Below are 16502 nucleotides of genomic sequence, written 5' to 3'. Positions count from 1 at the left end.
CTGAATCGTCGCCTTGCAACGCTTTCCAAGCGTCAAATACAGCTTCACCGCCCGAAGGCGTTCTTCGTATGAGTACATGGACTACCTCCAAAGTAGTCCAAGATTTTGTCCGCATCCCCCCTGGGTCAGTTTTAAATGCAAATCAACACAGGTGAACCTTTGTTTGTAGCTTCTGATGTGGCTAAGGCTTTGGGATACTTACGCCCAAGAGATGCTATTTCTCTTCATTGCAAGGGGGCGGTAAAACACCGCTCCCTTACTCCAGGTGGCATGCAATCCTTATCCTTCATCCCTGAACGTGATGTATACCGTTTAGTTATGCGTTCACAGTTACCTTCAGCGGAACGTTTCGAGGAATGGGTAGTTGCCACGGTACTCCCAAGTATCCGCAAGCATGGAGGCTATGTAGCTAATCAGGAATCAGTCACAGACCCACGTTTGATTATGGCTAATGCCTTGAAGGTAGCTGATTCCATCCTTGCTGAAAAAGATAAGATCCTTGCAGAACAGAAAGCACATATCAATGTGTTGGAACCTAAAGCTGCAATTGTGGATGAAACCTTTGTTCATGATGATCATTTGCCTTTAAGGCCGTCGACACAGGCGATCAAAATATCCTTCAAGCCGCGATTCTAGAGTTCCATCAGTACATTGAGCCAGAACTTGGCACCTTCATTCTCGGACAGCCACATGCCGAGCAACTCTTTGTGGCCCTCGATATTCACCCCCAGGGCCAGATATACCGATTTATTAATGACCTGCCGGTCTTGTCGGATCTTGACCACAATACAGTCCAGATAGACGATCGGGTAAACCGCATCCAGTGGACGGGACTGCCACTCTACGACCTGCTCAATAACGGCATCAGTTACCTTGGAGATTAGAGAGGCCGAGACGTCGGCATCATACATTTCCTTGAAGGTAGCAACGATCTCGCGGGTCGTCATGCCCTTGGCATAGAGGCTTAGAATCTTGTCATCCATGGAGGTGAAACGGGTCTGCTGCTTCTTGACCAACTGCGGCTCGAAGCTGCCGTCACGGTCGCGTGGCGTGCTCAGTTCAAACTGGCCATCCTCTGTCTTGAGGGTCTTGCTGCTGTAGCCGTTACGGCTGTTGCTGGTAGATGACTTTTGGTGCTTGTCATAGCCCAGGTGGTCATCAAGTTCAGCATTGAGGGCAGCCTCAATGGTGATCTTAGTCAGCATCTGACTAAATTCGTTGAGGTCTTTTTCTGTTTCCAGGGTTTTGGCGGCTTCGCGGGCGAAGGCCTCCAGCTCTCTCTTGTTCATAATCTGCCTATCCTTAGCCATTGCTGGCTTCAATGATAAGCAGTTACACACTTTTATCTACAGTCTCGGGTTGGCGATTTCATGTCGTTGGCACCCTAGGCTCGATGACCTGAATATATTCCATATTAATTTCGCTACCGGGAAGCGAACGACCCACCCAGGTGGCCAGCTTGATAAAAAGACAATCAGGTCGTGGCAGAGACGAATCAATCAGACTACTTAACACTCAACAATAAGCATTCCACTACACATTAAAAGCTGATGCCATAGCCTGGCGCTCAGCCCTGCCTAATCCTGCTTTCATCGCAACCGTGTCCCAATTACTGACGCTTGCCAGAACCTCACTTTTGATTTGTACAGCGCTCTTTTCACTGAGCCGGAAAAAGTCAATTACCTCCATTGCCAACTCATAATTCAAGCTGTTGTCATTGTCACTAATGTTCAGGTGCAAGCCATTGGCAGGCGTTACAGGGTTAATGTCAAATGCCGGTGAAAGCAGCCAACCGCCATTGTGGTAGATAAATCCATGGTTTCGCAGGTGGTCGTCGGTGTTCGAGACTGCGATATTAAAAACAATCCGACGCCATAGCTCAGCGAGATCTGCTTTGGTGTTAGAACCGTGATCGGTCAGGAACTGCGCCAGCTCAAGGTAGCTCGCGTCGTATTCACCATCGTAGTAACCGAGTTGCATCATAGCGGAAGTGAAGTGTATACGGCCTTCTGGTGTACGATCAAAACGTCGGGTCAAAAATGTATGGTACTGGCTATTGAATCTCTCCAGCCGGCACTCAGGCATGTTGATTCCTGCATCAAGTGCCAGTAGATAGGTGACATACTCCCATGCCCCGATGTCATGATCATCATGACGACTCGGGAACTTGGCGATCCACAAATTATCTTCATTATCGACGACACAGGATTTTGGCCTGGCACCACCGAGCGAGGAACCGGGAGAGATCAACATGTTCAACCATTTCAAATACTCCGGGTCATCGAGATCCCTGGCCTCCTCTACCTGAAAGACTGCATGTTCGAGCTCGCACAGTGACGTAATGGGTGGCGCTGCCAACTGTTCATTGTTGTCCAAAAAGTCCCCATCGATATCCTGCTTGAATCGCAATGCGCCCATGCGATACATGTCGTGTACACCAAGCAAATAATCTGACTCGTTCAAATCATTGGGCTTGCGGCCTTCTTGGCGAGCGATGACAGCCTCACGCCGTTTCATCAACAAACGTCCCCAGCGATCCGGACAGGAGTCCAGAAAGACACGAAAATTCTGCTGTTCCTGGCTGTACTGACTACCAGCATAGAGGTGCAATTCAGGATCAATTTGCTGAGCAAATTCTGACTGCAGCCACTCACCGTCATAGGCAAAGCTGAAATGCTCTCTGCCTTTCACCACATGAGCACGCAATATGCCAATCAGTGTCGGCTTCTCAAACACTTCCCAGTCGGCAAATACATAAATCTCTCTGCTCATCGTGCCCTGCTCAGCCTGACTGTCCCATCAGCTTAATATCCTGAAGCTTTCTCCCCAATTCATCATCGCTAGCCACCAAGCCTAAGTCCTCTACCAGACCAAGCACACTGAGTACCGCCACATAGTGACCCATGGATACAGTTGGGTCTCCTTGCTCAATTTTCCGAACCGTAAGACGGCTTAGACCGGTTCGTTCTGCGATGAGAGACTGGCTGTATCCTCGGCGTTTACAGGCAAGCTTGATATTCTCGCCCAGCAAGGATAAAGCTTTGCGGTTTTTGGGGAAAACCGGAGCGCTTCGCTTTTGCCTCGTATTACTGGTCATAATAATTACCAATTACCTTGATTTTGATAATTATAGTAACCACATAAAATTTAGTAAAGAGTATTATTTAAACCTATAGTTACCACTTTTTGGTCCAAATGGTAAATATATGTGTCAGCATATGCTAATACATATTAACAACATTTTTCAGATTCTCCTGCATCCATGACCCAGTCATCAGATACGCTTGACATGGTAATGCGTTTGCATTACCTTTTGATGTAGGTAATCGGCACTATTTTGGAGGTCACAATGACCACAACACTGACTGTGGAATCAACCCTCACCGACCGCTATCAGACAACGGTGCCTGAATCCGTGCGCCGCGCCCTGCATCTCGGTAAACGCGATAAAATCTGCTTCACCCTTCAACCTAATGGAAAGGTCGTGCTGACTCGTGCCGATAACTCCGAAGTTGATCCGGTTCTCGAGCAGTTTCTGGGTTTTCTTGCCAGAGATATCGCAGAGCATCCTCAGCATGTACATGCACTGAGTACCGAGCTGGTCAAGCGTGTGCAAACACTGGTTGGCAATGTTGAAATCGACCTCGACGCACCACTCCCTGATGACGGTCAGGATGAGGAAGACTAAGTTTGGCTGCCGGTGAACCCCTGGTCATCAATGGCTGGACCATCTTCGCCCACTCACTCTTTCTCGAGCAGTTGGAAGCTCTCCTGCATAAAGTAGAGCACCTGCGCCGAAAAAACCCGAAAGGCTACATCAAAAAGAACACCACCAAACAACTTACCGCCATCGCCAGACTAGCGTTCGAGATCATACCTCAGGACCCAACCCGAACGGATTATCGTCAGGGTTCCACTTTGGGTGACGAGCACAAGCACTGGTTCCGCGCCAAGTTCTTCCAGCAGTACCGGCTGTTTTTCCGTTATCACCAGGAGAGCAAGATCATCATCTATGCGTGGGTCAACGATGAAAATACCAAGCGTGCTTATGAAAGTAGTACAGATGCCTATCGTATTTTTCGCCGTATGATCGAGAGTGGACACCCGCCCGATAACTGGAAAACTCTGTTGAAAGAAGCCAAGCAGGAAAGCAAACGACTTCAAGATACACTGGAAAAATCCGGTGAGGCTACACGCTAATTTAGTCTATAAACATTTGCTTATTGAAGCGTATGTGGCGCGCGAAAACTCATCAATAATCATAAGCAATTGTTTTACATATTTATTTTATAAATTACTTTGGGAATTCAAGTCCTCTCCTCGGCACCAGCTTATAGAGCCCGTTAAGTTTCAATAACTTAACGGGTTTTTTAATGCCTGTGTGGTACACGTTTACTCACGTAATTACACAAGAGATGATTAAACTTAGCACCCCTCCTCTGCTCAATACTGCAGAAGAAAGCATTCATATCAGCGAGCGCAATGGCACGTTGCCAATGGTGGCGATCTTGAGTCACTACCTTTGTTCCTTGAATCAGTGGCGTAATAATGTATCAGGGGTAGAAATATTATAGAACATAAATAGAACATACAAGGGGTATATATGCGGTTGGATATGACACAAAAAAGAGGATGCGCTATGCGCGAACGAAAACGCCTTGGCGTCAATAGGATCAAATGCTTACGTTGCACCAAGGGCGACGAGTAGACTTAGCATCCCTCCTCCCAAATCAAACCAAGCATTATCAATGCTTCAGTCACCCCCATTTCGGAACAGTTAGGACGACTTCAGATGGACTGTCCGCTGAAAGCTCCGCGAGATCAGTCAGGCTGACATCGAAGCACTTCTCTTTGATCAGTTTCCGGACAGTGCCTTTATTTTACCGCAGGTTTTATTGGGTGGTGATTTAGCAGTATTCCGGTGCACAATAAATTGAATACCAACCTTACTATATTTCCTTGGATAATTTTCGATGGTCCTACGGGACTTATAGTGTATTTGGCTTATTTCTGACTTCAGTGTACACCTGAAAATGTACCGCTAAAGAAGCGTTGCTCAACTCTTGTCAACTGATGCAACCGCACCATGCAGGGTCATCTGCGGGAAGGGAATCTCCCAACCATACTCCGTGCAAGCATCAACACTCCAGCGCTGAATAGCACGACGCAGCCGATTGTAGAGATCACCCAACTCACCCTTAAAATCTGCCATCACGGCAATATCCAGCGAGGAGGCATTGGCTGCATTGAACTCGACACGCAGATTAAGTAACTGATCAACATAACCTTCCTGCCGTATCCTTTGTAACAGATAATTCTGAAGCGTCTCTGGAATGTTAGTAGTGCTATCTTTCTGCAGACTGTAACTAATGCCTATTATCTCTTTAATACGGAAATTAACCGCCAGATTACGCGGTGAACTGGCCAGAAAATCACTCATCTGGTAAGTCAGTCTGGCGCCACCCCGTTCAACCAACTGAACCATCTCATGGGATATCCCGGTAACCTTTCCCCGTATGCCACTGTTTAAAATTACCCAGTCCCCTTTACTACAGGGGAACCAGGGCTCATCTGACATGGAGGGTCTTGATTTCAAGTCAACCAGTTCATCAATCGGTACGCGTTGCGATATCCCGGCAACTGGATTGGTCAACGTACAGAAGACATTGATCTGTTGAACCAACCAGGGAAGACCTTCCATCAGGATGCGCTCGCCTTCACGCACAGAGCCCACATTGAGGAATAGTTGAATCTGACTCCAGTACCTTGGCAGGGCTTGCCGCAAGGCCCAAGCAATACCAAAGAGTAGCAAGATACCTAAACTGAACAGCACCCAATCTTCCACAATATAAAACACAGTCATTGGGCCCAGGATGGCGAACAATACCGTGAGCATTCGGTGTAACAGTTCAACCAGGCGTATCCGAAAACTACGATGCTGCGCCTTGAAACCGGGTATATAACGCTGCATCAGCTTGGCACTCAGGCGTGATAACAACACGACACTGACCACGACTAACAGAGCCATTGTCAGGAAAAGGCCCCGCTTTTGGAAAAAGGTTTTGAGATAACTCTGGGAGGCCTCAGCCAACGAAGTCTCTGATTCGGTCAGTTTATCTAACTGCAATTGCGCACCCTGCAATTCACTCTGCATAAAGGCCTTTTGCTTGGACCATTGGGCTTCTGTGGCCTTCAGGGAATTGATCAGTGCCTTTGTCCCTCCCTGTTCTCTCAATTTCGCAATATTGGCAACAGCTTCTTCAATGATTGGCAGGCGCTCTTCATAGTAGGCTATTTTCTTCTTCAGTTCAGATTTCTGCCGAACGCGAGAGGTCATCTCTTTCATCTCATCAATTGCAGGTCTGAGGAGAGAGAAAACCTCTTCCTGAATATTGAACGCCTCCACCGTCTCGCCGCGAAGAGCCGTAATATCAATCCCGGCCGCAATATTTTCGAAGTTGCGCTGCGTTGCCGCGAGATCGCTCTTTAATTTGTCCAGCTGTTCTTTTAATTCGACCTTTTCAGTATCAGACTGTGTGGAGGCAATCTTTTTATTAAGGGCAAGAATATCTTTTTGCAAATCATTCTGAAGATTGACAAATGAGGCCAATGTCTCACTGGTAGAAGGGGCAGCAACCGGTTCGGGTTGTGCTGCTTCACCATTCGTCTGAGAAAAGAGATTCCCGGAATAGAGCGTAAACACCAGCACCAGAAGACTTAAAATGCCCCCGATCTTCCGCGCAACAAGTGAATGATTCATATTAGCCCCATGGCAACGGACAACTGTAGGTATTAACAAAGAGTAACCCGACTCAATAACCGATTAAGAGCCTATCCGGTTCAATCCTCATCACGGTCATCAACATCGAGTTGGCCACTCATACGACGGCGAATATGTGACCAGGACAGGCCAAGGCCCATCACGGCTGAAAGTATCACCAGCACGATATAGGCAAGTAGCGTGGTATTACTGAGTGCGATCAATTGATAATGGATCAAAGTCCAGACCAGTGTAGCGAACAGGGCCGCCGCCAAAACTGTACCGATTATGCCTAACGAGCGGGCTGTAGCACGCAGATAAATAACCCAACCGATGAGCAGTGTAATGGCAGCCAAGGCCAATAACGGATCGACAATACTTTCTGCACCTGTAAGCCAGTGATACCAGGAGTATCCTGATGGGTTATAGGTTGCAAAAACCAAAATCAATGCCAGCACCCAACGAATCAAAAAACTGGCAAAGTTGAAACCTTTATCCGCCATCTGCAGTCCCTTTTTTGTTAGTCAATAATCGCTCATTTCCAACAGATACAACGGTATCTGTTGGAAACCGTTTAGTCTCTGCATATCATAACATTGAGTCGATCACGTGCGTATTTTTATGCGAAATGCTTATTTTGAGGATGAAAGCCGTCAACATTGGAGTGCCCCTTTCTCCAGGCCTGACGTTTCTTGATGGTGTCACACAAGTTAGCCTGCTTGACCATAAACTCTCCACCGATGTGGGTGAACCCAAGCCGCTCATAAAACTGTTTCACTCTCTGTACGTTCACCTCCGGCACCCGCTTGCCATACTCAGGCGAGAGTGGAAAGGCCTTCAGCGCGATTAGACTGTTTTCTACTTCGACCATCTGACCCACTTTACCCATCAATGCACTGCCAATATTTTGCCCACGGTACTGAGGGTCTACTGTGATCTCATTAATATAGACAAGTCCGCTACAGGTCTGTTTGGACAGGTTTCCATCTGCTAATTTCTGTAGATAGTGACAACCCGACTCACCGAACGCCGTCTGAGAAAATTCTGATATTTCAGGACAGACGGAATCTAAAAGCAGCGATTGATCAACGCCATCAACCATTGCTGCCGCCAGATCGAGTTTGTAGCCACGGATTTCACCCACAATCTTTTCCATGCCTTCATCATCATCCCATGCCATTGATTTACCTATAAATTCCAGGACATAGGGGGCCAATTCAGGGTCACTGTCTGGCCTGAGGGAAAATTCAAATTCAAGTTCGGGCATTACTTGCTCCAGAAAACCACTATATTAGCTATTACTAATACTATAGCACTTTCCGACCTTTTTCATAGGTTTCTTTTGAGTTTCGTGACTATTGTTCACAATCTCCTTTAGATTCTTTTTCTGTTGGGTTTAATTTTTCCAAGAGCTGGTCGCTAGATTATTACTAGGATTAAAACTGGAATACCCACCATGGCAAAACAAAACAAAACTTTTATCATTACCTGCGGTTTAATCCTCTGTTTAAGCTCAGCATCCAATCTTTTCGCTGCGAATAGCGAGTCAGACAACAAACCCGATGATCGCAACCCATTCCAGAAATATGACCTCTACCGTACACCTGTCGTTCCGACGCCTTCAGCGGAAGATCGCACAAAGAATTGCTACGCCCTTGAACACGAAATGGCTGCCTTGGTTCCCAAGACCTACAGTTACAAACCAGATTTTTATAATGATCCGTACCAAGGGGCCGCTGTCTGGATAGGCACCACTTTGTTCATGCCCGCTTATGCGCTGTCTGGCTATTCAGGCTATCGCCAATACACTGAGAATGCGCGCATGATATCGGCTGAGGAGAGGATAGCGTTACTACGCCACTTGAAGGCACAGAATCGCTGCTTTGAAACTTGAATCGGGGTATTTACCTGGATAACAATCGTTGCGCAGCAACCACGACGGCCTGCCCAAGCGAAAGCCCACCATCATTGGCAGGAAGGAGATGAGGGCAGATAACGGTTAACCCCCTTTGGCGCAACCCTTGGCTTACCCCTTCCAGAATGATTCTGTTTTGGAATACCCCTCCAGAAAGCGCCACCGTTTTAAGCGTATGCGCTTTACAAAGCCGCAAAGCCACATTAGTGACGGCTTGAATTATCCCGGAATGAAAGCGTGTTGAAATTGCAGAAGCACTTATCCCTTTTTTCAGATCATCAAGAATAGAAACCCACAGTGGCTGCCAATCGAGGACCAACTTGCCATCGACCCGTTCAGTTCTACAGCCATAGCATTCAGCGTGATGCCCAATAGCTGAGAGATCGACCAACGCTTCCAACTCAATGGCCGCCTGCCCTTCATGGCTCGCAAGATCACGGCAAACCCCAATAGCCGCAGCTACCGCATCAAACAAGCGGCCACACGATGAAGCACTCGGAGAATTTAAGCCACGCTCAAACATCTGCTGCAAATTGCTGATCGGCTTTAGTTGTAAAAACTGGATGAGCTGAAGATCGGCATAATGCACCGTAATATCTTCCCAGTTGAACCCGCTTAACAGATATGCCAGCGTATTGCGCCAAGGCTCATACATGGCCTTGGCACCCCCCAGCATGGGAATCGGCTTAAAGTGACCCAGGCGCTCATAATCAGCGTAGGTCACTTTCAGAAACTCCCCTCCCCAGAGTGAACCATCCCCCCCCATACCCAAGCCATCTAATGCAATCCCCAACACCGGGTGACTGTCTAGTGCGTAACCATGTTCCGCCATTACACTCGCGATATGCGCATGATGATGCTGAACCTTTACCAGCGGTATTTCATATTCAAATGCGCGTGCTTCACCCCATTGAGTCGACAAATAGTTAGGATGTCGGTCTATCGCAATGACGTCAGGTTTATGTTCAAAGAGTTCACTGTAGAGTGCCAGTGTTCGTTGATATTCGCCCAGTGTAGCGGCATTTTCCAGATCACCCATATGTTGAGAAATAATTGCCCTGTTCTGGGTTATGAGGCAGAAGGTATTTTTTAACTCTCCACCAAGTGCCAATATAGAAGGCACATGCTCGAAGCCCTCTGGCAGTGACAGAGGTGCTGGTGCGTAACCCCTTGCACGTCTCAATATACAGCGTTTGCCATCAACCCATCGAACCACTGAATCATCCAGCCGATTCACTATATCTCGATCATGCAGCAGCCAGTAATCAGCGATACCGGATAATTTTTCACGTGCAGTCTCGTTGGATATCACTTGAGGCTCATCGGACTGATTCCCCGAGGTCAGAACAATCGGATAATCAAGCTTATTCATCAGCAGATGATGCAGAGGCGTATAGGGGAGCATGAAGCCGAGGGTATTCTGTCCCGGCGCAACAGCTGGGGCCAGTTGCTCAGCACCTACTTGATCAAGCACAACAATGGGGGCCGCTACACTTTCAAGAAGATCGGCCTCATCTACACCCACCCGGGCAAATCGGCGAATCATGGCAGTATCTTTTGCCATAAGGGCAAATGCCTTGTGATAACGACGTTTTCTAGATCGCAGTTTGGCTACCGCATCATTGTTCAAGGCATTGCACGCAAGATGAACACCACCAATTCCCTTGATGGCGATGATGGCACCGCTATGTATGAGATCCGCAACATGTTGAATGACATCATGAGTACCATGCAGTTGGCCCGAATCATCCTCCAACCAAAGCTTAGGTCCACAAACCGGGCAGGCATTAGGTTGCGCATGGAAACGGCGATCAGCCGGATCCCGATACTCTGACAAACAGTCATCACACTGCTGAAATGCAGCCATGCTGGTCGTGGCGCGGTCATAGGGGATCGATCGAACGATGGAGAGTCGTGGTCCACAATGTGTACAGTTAGTAAAGGCATAACCATAGCGCCTGTTACTCATGTCCATTATATCATCCAGACAATCTTTGCATGTTGCAGCATCTGGAACGATGCCTGTCTGAATTTTTCCGCCCTGACTCTCAATGATTGCAAAGCTGCTGTAATCAGGAGGCTCAACCAGCGGAAAACGCTCTATGCTATCAATTTTGGCAAGTGGAGGGGGGGTTTGTTCCAGAGACTTAATCAGCTGACTGATTTGTTGCAGGGTACCTACTGCATCAATTAATACACCTTCAGCATCATTCCACACCGCGCCCAACAAGTTAAAATTCGTCGCCAAATTCCAAACTGTCGGCCTGAATCCTACGCCTTGGACAAGCCCTCGCACCCGGATTCTTTCTGCATATTGCTGTGCACTCATTTTGATCAGCTTAGAATCTCTGGATTGATATTGTCGTAGTTTACCCGCTCTTCAAAGTAGGATCGACATTGAAAACAGCACAAAACATAGAGCAGATTATTCACTGATAGCGCATAAACCGACCAATACAGCCTCAGCCAACTCTTCTGTTACAAACTTTGTCAATGCGGCATTGGCACCACAACTTACCGCATACTCCTTACTCACAGCGCCCGACAACGAGGTATGTAACAGGATATAGACTGAGGCAAGATCTGCATTCTTGCGAATCGCACGGGTTAGTGTATAGCCATCCATCTCAGGCATCTCAATATCTGACACAATCAAATCAACGTGCCGACCTTCCAGTTGAAGTGAATTGAGGTAGTCCAACGCCTCTTTTCCGTCCTTTGCAACAAGTGGATCAATTCCAATCGTTGCCAAAGTCTGAATGATCTGTTTCCTCGCAAGTGCTGAGTCATCGACTATAAGAACCAGCTTGTCCCGTATGGCCTCAACTTGTTCTGCGGTAAGTTGGATTCCCTGACCGGTACTATCTTTTGGAGGGGCTACCTCATTAAGCACCCTTTCGACATCGATTACCTCAATAATTCTATTATCCCGGTTAATCACGCCAGTAATATAGTTAAACCTTCCAACTGTCGATGGAGGTGGTTGAATCACCCCCCAATCAAGCGAAATAATCTGATCTACCTTGTTCACAAGAAAACCCTGAAGTGAACGATTAAACTCTGAAATGATGATTGAATAATTATCCAACTCCGATAACTCAGCGGTTTTAGGCATACTGAGCGCCTTGGCCAAATCAATTACCGGAAAGGGCTGTCCGCGCAATTGGGCAACACCAATTACAGCATGATGCGACCCAGGAAGCATGTTCATCTTATGATAAGGGATGATCTCTTTAATCTTTAGTACATTGATTCCGAAAACCTGATGTCCAAAGAGTGTAAACAGAAGCATACGCTGCTCCTGACTTTTGTTGGTATTACCTGTATTCAATTTAACTGCTACCAAAAGTTGTATGAGTGGATCTATCGGATGGACTCATGGTCGCTAAAAAAAGCAATGAGTCGTTTCTTGGAATCAAAGACACTATCGACAGATTATGCGTTATCTTGATCCTCAATGGGTATAATTCATCTATACCATGATCGTAAAAAACATACTTAAAAATAAACTTCGAACATCTCTATCAAGATCGACAATTCAACAGTTACTCGCCAATCTTGAGAAATGGGCTTGAAAAAAAAACGTAAAACGCTTGATTTTTTTCAAAATATGCTATCCTTGGGTATTGGCAACACTTACTATCTTTGGCAAGATTCACTTTGTGGAATATTCCAACATCTAAAGTAGTTAATACACTCTCATGGGGAACCTCTAATGGCGACAAGAAAAACCAGTACCAGTAAAAAGCGCGTTGCAAAAAAAACCGTTACGCGCAAAGCAAAATCACCTGCTGTTAAAAAAACCGTATCACCTGTAGCCGAGATCGAAAAAGCTATTGCCAAGTCTCAAGCACAATTGGCCAGTCTGTATAACAAGGCAGCTACACAGGCACAAAAGAGTGCCGATAGTGTTAAAGGTCAGCTTGATAAGGCTGTGGCAAGACAAACCGTATTACGTGATAAGAAGAATGCCGCTGCTGAAAAAGTTTCAACTACCCGCACACCGGCAGCATTGAAGCAACTTGCACGCGCCAGAGAGGCATTGAAAATTGCGGGACAGAAAACTGCAGCATTGCGCGAACAGTTGAAGACTGCAAAAGCGGCTCTAAAAGAAGCTGCTGATACTCAGAAGAAATCCGTTGCACAGCAAAAAGCCTTGGATAAATTTGAAAGCGATTGGGCTAAAGCAAACCAGCCCAAAAAACGCAAGGCTCCAGCTAAACGGCGAGCCAAGAAAGCCGTTGCCGCAGCTCCTGCAGCAACGGAACCGAGCGCAAGCTAAAAAACGTTCTGACCCGATACCATTAGGGGTCAACGATAAAGCCCGCACAGGAGCAACACCGTGCGGGCTTTTTTAGCTATATCTTATTGGTATTAACTAAACAAGTAGTGCCAGTATTTCATCGGTCTTTTTCCTCATCAATGAGACATCACCACGCGTTTCAATATTGAGTCTGACCACTGGTTCAGTATTTGAACTGCGCAGATTAAAACGCCAGTCTGCCATCTCAACGCTGATACCATCGGTATGGTCCACACTGATCGCGTCGGTCTCATAGCGCTTGAGTACGTTGGCAATCGCGGCTTGAGGGTCTTTTAGTTTTCGATTGATCTCTCCCGGCGATGGGTAACGCGCTATCCGCTCATCAACCAACGCCGACAAAGGTACCGCTTTCCGGCTCACCAATTCTGCCACCAGCAACCAGGGGATCATACCGCTGTCGCAGTAAAAGAAGTCGCGAAAATAGTGGTGGGCACTCATTTCCCCACCATAGATGGCATCCTCTACACGCATGCGCTCTTTAATAAAGGCATGCCCTGTCTTGCTTTGAATCGCCTTACCGCCCTTTTGCGCTGCAATATCCAGTGTATTCCAGGTCAACCTTGGGTCATGGATAATCTTGCTTCCCGGATGTTTATCAAGAAAGGCTTCGGCCAACAAGCCTACAATATAGTAACCCTCAATAAAGCGGCCCTGCTCATCAAACAGGAAACAGCGGTCAAAATCACCATCCCAGGCAATACCAAAATCCGCGCCATTATCTATAACAGCTCGAATCGTATCGGCCCTGTTCTCTTCCAGTATTGGATTGGGAATACCATTGGGGAAGGTCCCATCGGGCTGATGATGAACCTTTATAAAAGTAATCGGGATTTCAAGCGAGCTGAAACGCTGCTCTAACGCATCAATACAGTGTCCTGCAACACCGTTACCCGCATTCACCACCAGCTTAAGCGGCTTTATTGCACTGGGAGTGATATAACCCAGCAGATGTTCAATATAGGCATCCAGTGTTGATGCCTTTTGGTAATCGCCGCGTTCACTCTCATTAACGGTTGAAAAATCGTTCCCCCGGACTAACACCTCAATTTCATTTAACCCGGTATCACCACTGATCGGTTTTGAGTTTTCCCGGACGAGCTTCATGCCATTGTAATCTTTTGGATTGTGGCTCGCGGTAACCATAATACCGCCGTCCATTTGCAGGTGCGCGGTCGCAAAGTAGATCTCTTCCGTTCCACACAGACCTATATCAACCACATCCACACCGGCATCGCAGAGTCCTTTAGCCAAAGCCTGCTTCAGGGATTCAGTGGAAAGCCGCATATCACCACCAATAACAACCTGCCTTGGCTTTAAAAAAGCGGCATAAGCCCGACCGATCCGATAGGCAACATCCTCATCCAACTCGGTACCGAGCTGTCCTCGAATGTCGTATGCTTTAAAACAGCCTAACCTCTGCATAATCATTTCATCCTGTTCCATAGGTTGGATTTTATTGGGTGTGAGATAGCCGGCACCTGTAAACAGCCACTCTTTCAAAACCATATATTCTATCCTATTTCTTTTTCACTCTGCCTAAACCCTTTTGAATGACAGAAATAGCCATAGACATCTGAGAGAGATCCATTATTATGACGTTTACGTAAAGGTCAATTGGAGTCTCTAAATGACGGTCTGTGAATCATTGCTGCTTCGGAAAGCCACACGCGCATTTCAAACGAAAGAAGTCGAGCAGGAAAAAATAGTGCGGATTCTCGATGCAGCCCGCCATGCCCCATCTGGAACCAATACACAACCCTGGCAAGTGGCCGTTGTCACCGGTGAAATGCGGCGCAAGTTAGGTGACCTGATGGAAACTGCCTTCCGAGGTGGTCAGCAAGGAAAAATGGAATTTCAATATTATCCAGAGATTTGGGAAGGCATCTATAAAGAACGCAGACGCGCTTGTGGTCTGCAGATGTACTCCACCTTGCAAATCTCGCGTGATGATAAACAACGCCAGCTAGATCAGTGGGCCGCCAACTATCGTTCATTTGATGCACCGGTAATGATGTTCTTTTTTATTGATGAAATCCTGGAGACCGGCTCTTATCTTGATTATGGCATGTTTATTCAATCCATCATGTTGATGGCCGTTGAAGAAGGCTTAGCCACCTGCCCGCAAGCCGCACTTGGCGAATACCCCGAAATTGTTAAACAGGAACTGGGCTACCCGGATGACAAGAAACTGGTGGTAGGATTGGCGATGGGCTATGAAGACACCTCAGCCATCATTAACCAATACCGTACGCCGCGGGATGCAGTGGAACAATTCACTCGTTTTTTTGACTGAACCATCCCTGATCCGCAGACCATTCAGTCCCACCACGCATTCTAATCGACGCAAATCATAGGTTGGGCTGAATAATGTGAAGCCCAACAATCTTGAAGCTACCACGCATGCTGAAGAGTGATTGAAACATGTTGGGCTTCGCTACGTTCAGCCCAACCTACGGGGATTTTTTTAAAGATCATAGGTAACCAGAAAAAAAAAGCCCTGCCTAATAAATAGGCAGGGCATTTCAATTACAGCGCTTATCGTATTAAAGCGCGTCAGCCAACTCAGGCAACGCCACAAACAGATCCGCCACCAGACCATAATCGGCCACCTGGAAGATCGGTGCCTCTTCGTCCTTGTTGATTGCCACAATCACCTTGCTCTCTTTCATACCCGCCAGATGCTGAATGGCACCGGAGATACCGACCGCAATGTAGAGATCTGGTGCGACAATCTTGCCGGTCTGCCCTACCTGGTAATCATTCGGGACATAACCCGCATCCACCGCCGCACGGGATGCACCAATCGCGGCGTTCAGTTTGTCTGCTACCGCTTCGATCAGTTTGAAGTTTTCACCGCTGCCCATACCACGCCCGCCAGAGACTACAATCTTGGCACTGGTGAGTTCTGGACGCTCGGATACAGTTAGTTCAGAACCTACATAGCTGGACTGGCCATAGGCCTCGCCTGCCGCGATGTTTTCTATCGCGGCACTGCCACCCTCGCCTGCGGCATCAAACGCGGTGCCACGCACGGTGATCAGTTTGATCCGATCACTGCTCTGTACGGTTGCTAATGCGTTACCGGCATAGATGGGGCGAACAAAGGTGTCTTCGCTCTGTACGGCGGTAATGTCAGAGAGCATCGCCACATCCAGCAATGCCGCCACACGGGGCATGAAGTTTTTGCCATAGGTGGTGGCCGAGGCCAGCACATGGCTGTAGCCTTCCGCCAGCTGGGTGATCAGCAGCGAGAGCCCTTCCGCCAGCGGGTGTTCGTAGGCGGCGTCATCCGCCACCAGGACCTTGCTGACACCGGCAATCTTGGCGGCCGCTTCGGCGACCGCAGTACAACCGGATCCGGCCACTAGCAGGTGAATATCATCACCCAGTTGGCTGGCCGCTGTGACGGTGTTGAGGGTGGCGGCCTTCAGTTGGGCATTGTCGTGTTCGGCTATGACCAGGATACTCATGAGATCACCTTCGCTTCGTTACGCAGTTTTTCG

General features: G+C 47.6%; 15 protein-coding genes and 1 pseudogene. 6 read left to right on the top strand and 10 right to left on the bottom strand.

The features are described from left to right. Positions 1-135 precede the first annotated feature (135 nt). Entirely contained in the window at positions 136-636 is a 501-nt protein-coding gene (locus FHP88_RS18995) for a Bro-N domain-containing protein (protein WP_144360723.1), read from the top strand. On the opposite strand, the pseudogene FHP88_RS18990 reads toward FHP88_RS18995, so the two are convergent. The 3 genes and pseudogenes from FHP88_RS18990 to FHP88_RS18980 all read right to left on the bottom strand — a co-directional run. Next, positions 636-1289, bottom strand: a pseudogene (locus tag FHP88_RS18990) (IS256 family transposase); the annotation flags it as partial. The gene FHP88_RS18995 and the pseudogene FHP88_RS18990 overlap by 1 nt on opposite strands. 244 nt (positions 1290-1533) lie before the next feature. Beyond that, complete coding sequence (locus tag FHP88_RS18985; RefSeq protein WP_144360722.1) at positions 1534-2772, bottom strand: type II toxin-antitoxin system HipA family toxin; 1239 nt, start codon at positions 2770-2772, stop codon at positions 1534-1536. A gap of 10 nt (positions 2773-2782) precedes the next feature. Continuing rightward, positions 2783-3097: a helix-turn-helix domain-containing protein gene (locus tag FHP88_RS18980; RefSeq protein WP_144360721.1), complete on the bottom strand. Its 315-nt coding sequence runs from the start codon at positions 3095-3097 to the stop codon at positions 2783-2785. A gap of 252 nt (positions 3098-3349) precedes the next feature. Here FHP88_RS18980 and FHP88_RS18975 point away from each other — a divergent pair, with 252 nt between their 5' ends. Continuing rightward, positions 3350-3688 (top strand): type II toxin-antitoxin system PrlF family antitoxin, encoded by a 339-nt coding sequence (locus FHP88_RS18975; RefSeq protein ID WP_144360720.1) that lies wholly within the window; start codon positions 3350-3352, stop codon positions 3686-3688. Between the two features lie 2 nt (positions 3689-3690). After that, positions 3691-4200: a type II toxin-antitoxin system YhaV family toxin gene (locus FHP88_RS18970; RefSeq protein ID WP_144360719.1), complete on the top strand. Its 510-nt coding sequence runs from the start codon at positions 3691-3693 to the stop codon at positions 4198-4200. An 856-nt stretch (positions 4201-5056) separates the two neighbouring features. On the opposite strand, the gene FHP88_RS18965 is transcribed toward FHP88_RS18970, so the two are convergent. The 3 genes from FHP88_RS18965 to FHP88_RS18955 form a co-directional block, all read right to left on the bottom strand. Further along, the gene (locus FHP88_RS18965; RefSeq protein ID WP_144360718.1) at positions 5057-6760 is read right to left on the bottom strand and encodes a mechanosensitive ion channel family protein; all 1704 of its coding nucleotides are present in this window, start codon (positions 6758-6760) and stop codon (positions 5057-5059) included. A gap of 80 nt (positions 6761-6840) precedes the next feature. After that, positions 6841-7263, bottom strand: a complete 423-nt coding sequence (locus FHP88_RS18960) for a DUF6524 family protein (protein ID WP_144360717.1) — start codon at positions 7261-7263, stop codon at positions 6841-6843. Between the two features lie 116 nt (positions 7264-7379). Beyond that, the gene (locus FHP88_RS18955) at positions 7380-8027 is read right to left on the bottom strand and encodes a GNAT family N-acetyltransferase (RefSeq protein WP_144360716.1); all 648 of its coding nucleotides are present in this window, start codon (positions 8025-8027) and stop codon (positions 7380-7382) included. 189 nt (positions 8028-8216) lie between these two features. Here FHP88_RS18955 and FHP88_RS18950 point away from each other — a divergent pair, with 189 nt between their 5' ends. Next, positions 8217-8654 carry a hypothetical protein gene (locus tag FHP88_RS18950; protein WP_144360715.1) on the top strand — a complete coding sequence of 146 codons (438 nt, stop codon included), beginning with the start codon at positions 8217-8219 and terminating at the stop codon, positions 8652-8654. 10 nt (positions 8655-8664) lie between these two features. Here the strand turns inward: FHP88_RS18950 and hypF are convergent, their stop codons facing one another. Both hypF and FHP88_RS18940 read right to left on the bottom strand, forming a co-directional pair. Continuing rightward, positions 8665-11004: a carbamoyltransferase HypF gene (hypF, locus tag FHP88_RS18945; protein ID WP_144360714.1), complete on the bottom strand. Its 2340-nt coding sequence runs from the start codon at positions 11002-11004 to the stop codon at positions 8665-8667. Between the two features lie 96 nt (positions 11005-11100). Continuing rightward, entirely contained in the window at positions 11101-11967 is an 867-nt protein-coding gene (locus tag FHP88_RS18940) for a chemotaxis protein (RefSeq protein ID WP_144360713.1), read from the bottom strand. 423 nt (positions 11968-12390) lie between these two features. On the opposite strand from FHP88_RS18940, the gene FHP88_RS18935 reads away from it, so the two are divergent. After that, positions 12391-12957, top strand: a complete 567-nt coding sequence (locus FHP88_RS18935) for a hypothetical protein (protein WP_144360712.1) — start codon at positions 12391-12393, stop codon at positions 12955-12957. A gap of 96 nt (positions 12958-13053) precedes the next feature. Here FHP88_RS18935 and FHP88_RS18930 read toward each other — a convergent pair whose 3' ends face one another. Further along, positions 13054-14421: a phosphomannomutase CpsG gene (locus tag FHP88_RS18930; protein ID WP_144360724.1), complete on the bottom strand. Its 1368-nt coding sequence runs from the start codon at positions 14419-14421 to the stop codon at positions 13054-13056. A 205-nt stretch (positions 14422-14626) separates the two neighbouring features. Between FHP88_RS18930 and FHP88_RS18925 the strand changes: the two genes are divergently transcribed. Continuing rightward, positions 14627-15292 carry a nitroreductase gene (locus tag FHP88_RS18925; protein ID WP_144360711.1) on the top strand — a complete coding sequence of 222 codons (666 nt, stop codon included), beginning with the start codon at positions 14627-14629 and terminating at the stop codon, positions 15290-15292. A gap of 250 nt (positions 15293-15542) precedes the next feature. Here FHP88_RS18925 and FHP88_RS18920 read toward each other — a convergent pair whose 3' ends face one another. Next, positions 15543-16469 (bottom strand): electron transfer flavoprotein subunit alpha/FixB family protein, encoded by a 927-nt coding sequence (locus FHP88_RS18920; RefSeq protein ID WP_144360710.1) that lies wholly within the window; start codon positions 16467-16469, stop codon positions 15543-15545. Positions 16470-16502 lie beyond the last annotated feature (33 nt).

This window comes from Sedimenticola selenatireducens (assembly GCF_007625115.1).
GTDB lineage: Bacteria > Pseudomonadota > Gammaproteobacteria > Chromatiales > Chromatiaceae > Sedimenticola > Sedimenticola selenatireducens_A.
The sequence above is the reverse complement of the archived record's forward strand: the minus strand, read 5'-3'. Positions and strand labels throughout refer to the sequence as shown.

Bases quoted from the DNA above. Each gene is read 5' to 3' on its own strand.
- FHP88_RS18995 (WP_144360723.1), top strand. From the start codon at position 136: ATGCAAATCAACACAGGTGAACCTTTGTTTGTAGCTTCTGATGTGGCT.
- FHP88_RS18985 (WP_144360722.1), bottom strand. From the start codon at position 2,772: ATGAGCAGAGAGATTTATGTATTTGCCGACTGGGAAGTGTTTGAGAAG.
- FHP88_RS18980 (WP_144360721.1), bottom strand. From the start codon at position 3,097: ATGACCAGTAATACGAGGCAAAAGCGAAGCGCTCCGGTTTTCCCCAAA.
- FHP88_RS18975 (WP_144360720.1), top strand. From the start codon at position 3,350: ATGACCACAACACTGACTGTGGAATCAACCCTCACCGACCGCTATCAG.
- FHP88_RS18965 (WP_144360718.1), bottom strand. From the start codon at position 6,760: ATGAATCATTCACTTGTTGCGCGGAAGATCGGGGGCATTTTAAGTCTT.
- FHP88_RS18960 (WP_144360717.1), bottom strand. From the start codon at position 7,263: ATGGCGGATAAAGGTTTCAACTTTGCCAGTTTTTTGATTCGTTGGGTG.
- FHP88_RS18955 (WP_144360716.1), bottom strand. From the start codon at position 8,027: ATGCCCGAACTTGAATTTGAATTTTCCCTCAGGCCAGACAGTGACCCT.
- FHP88_RS18950 (WP_144360715.1), top strand. From the start codon at position 8,217: ATGGCAAAACAAAACAAAACTTTTATCATTACCTGCGGTTTAATCCTC.
- hypF (WP_144360714.1), bottom strand. From the start codon at position 11,004: ATGAGTGCACAGCAATATGCAGAAAGAATCCGGGTGCGAGGGCTTGTC.
- FHP88_RS18940 (WP_144360713.1), bottom strand. From the start codon at position 11,967: ATGCTTCTGTTTACACTCTTTGGACATCAGGTTTTCGGAATCAATGTA.
- FHP88_RS18935 (WP_144360712.1), top strand. From the start codon at position 12,391: ATGGCGACAAGAAAAACCAGTACCAGTAAAAAGCGCGTTGCAAAAAAA.
- FHP88_RS18930 (WP_144360724.1), bottom strand. From the start codon at position 14,421: ATGCAGAGGTTAGGCTGTTTTAAAGCATACGACATTCGAGGACAGCTC.
- FHP88_RS18925 (WP_144360711.1), top strand. From the start codon at position 14,627: ATGACGGTCTGTGAATCATTGCTGCTTCGGAAAGCCACACGCGCATTT.
- FHP88_RS18920 (WP_144360710.1), bottom strand. From the start codon at position 16,469: ATGAGTATCCTGGTCATAGCCGAACACGACAATGCCCAACTGAAGGCC.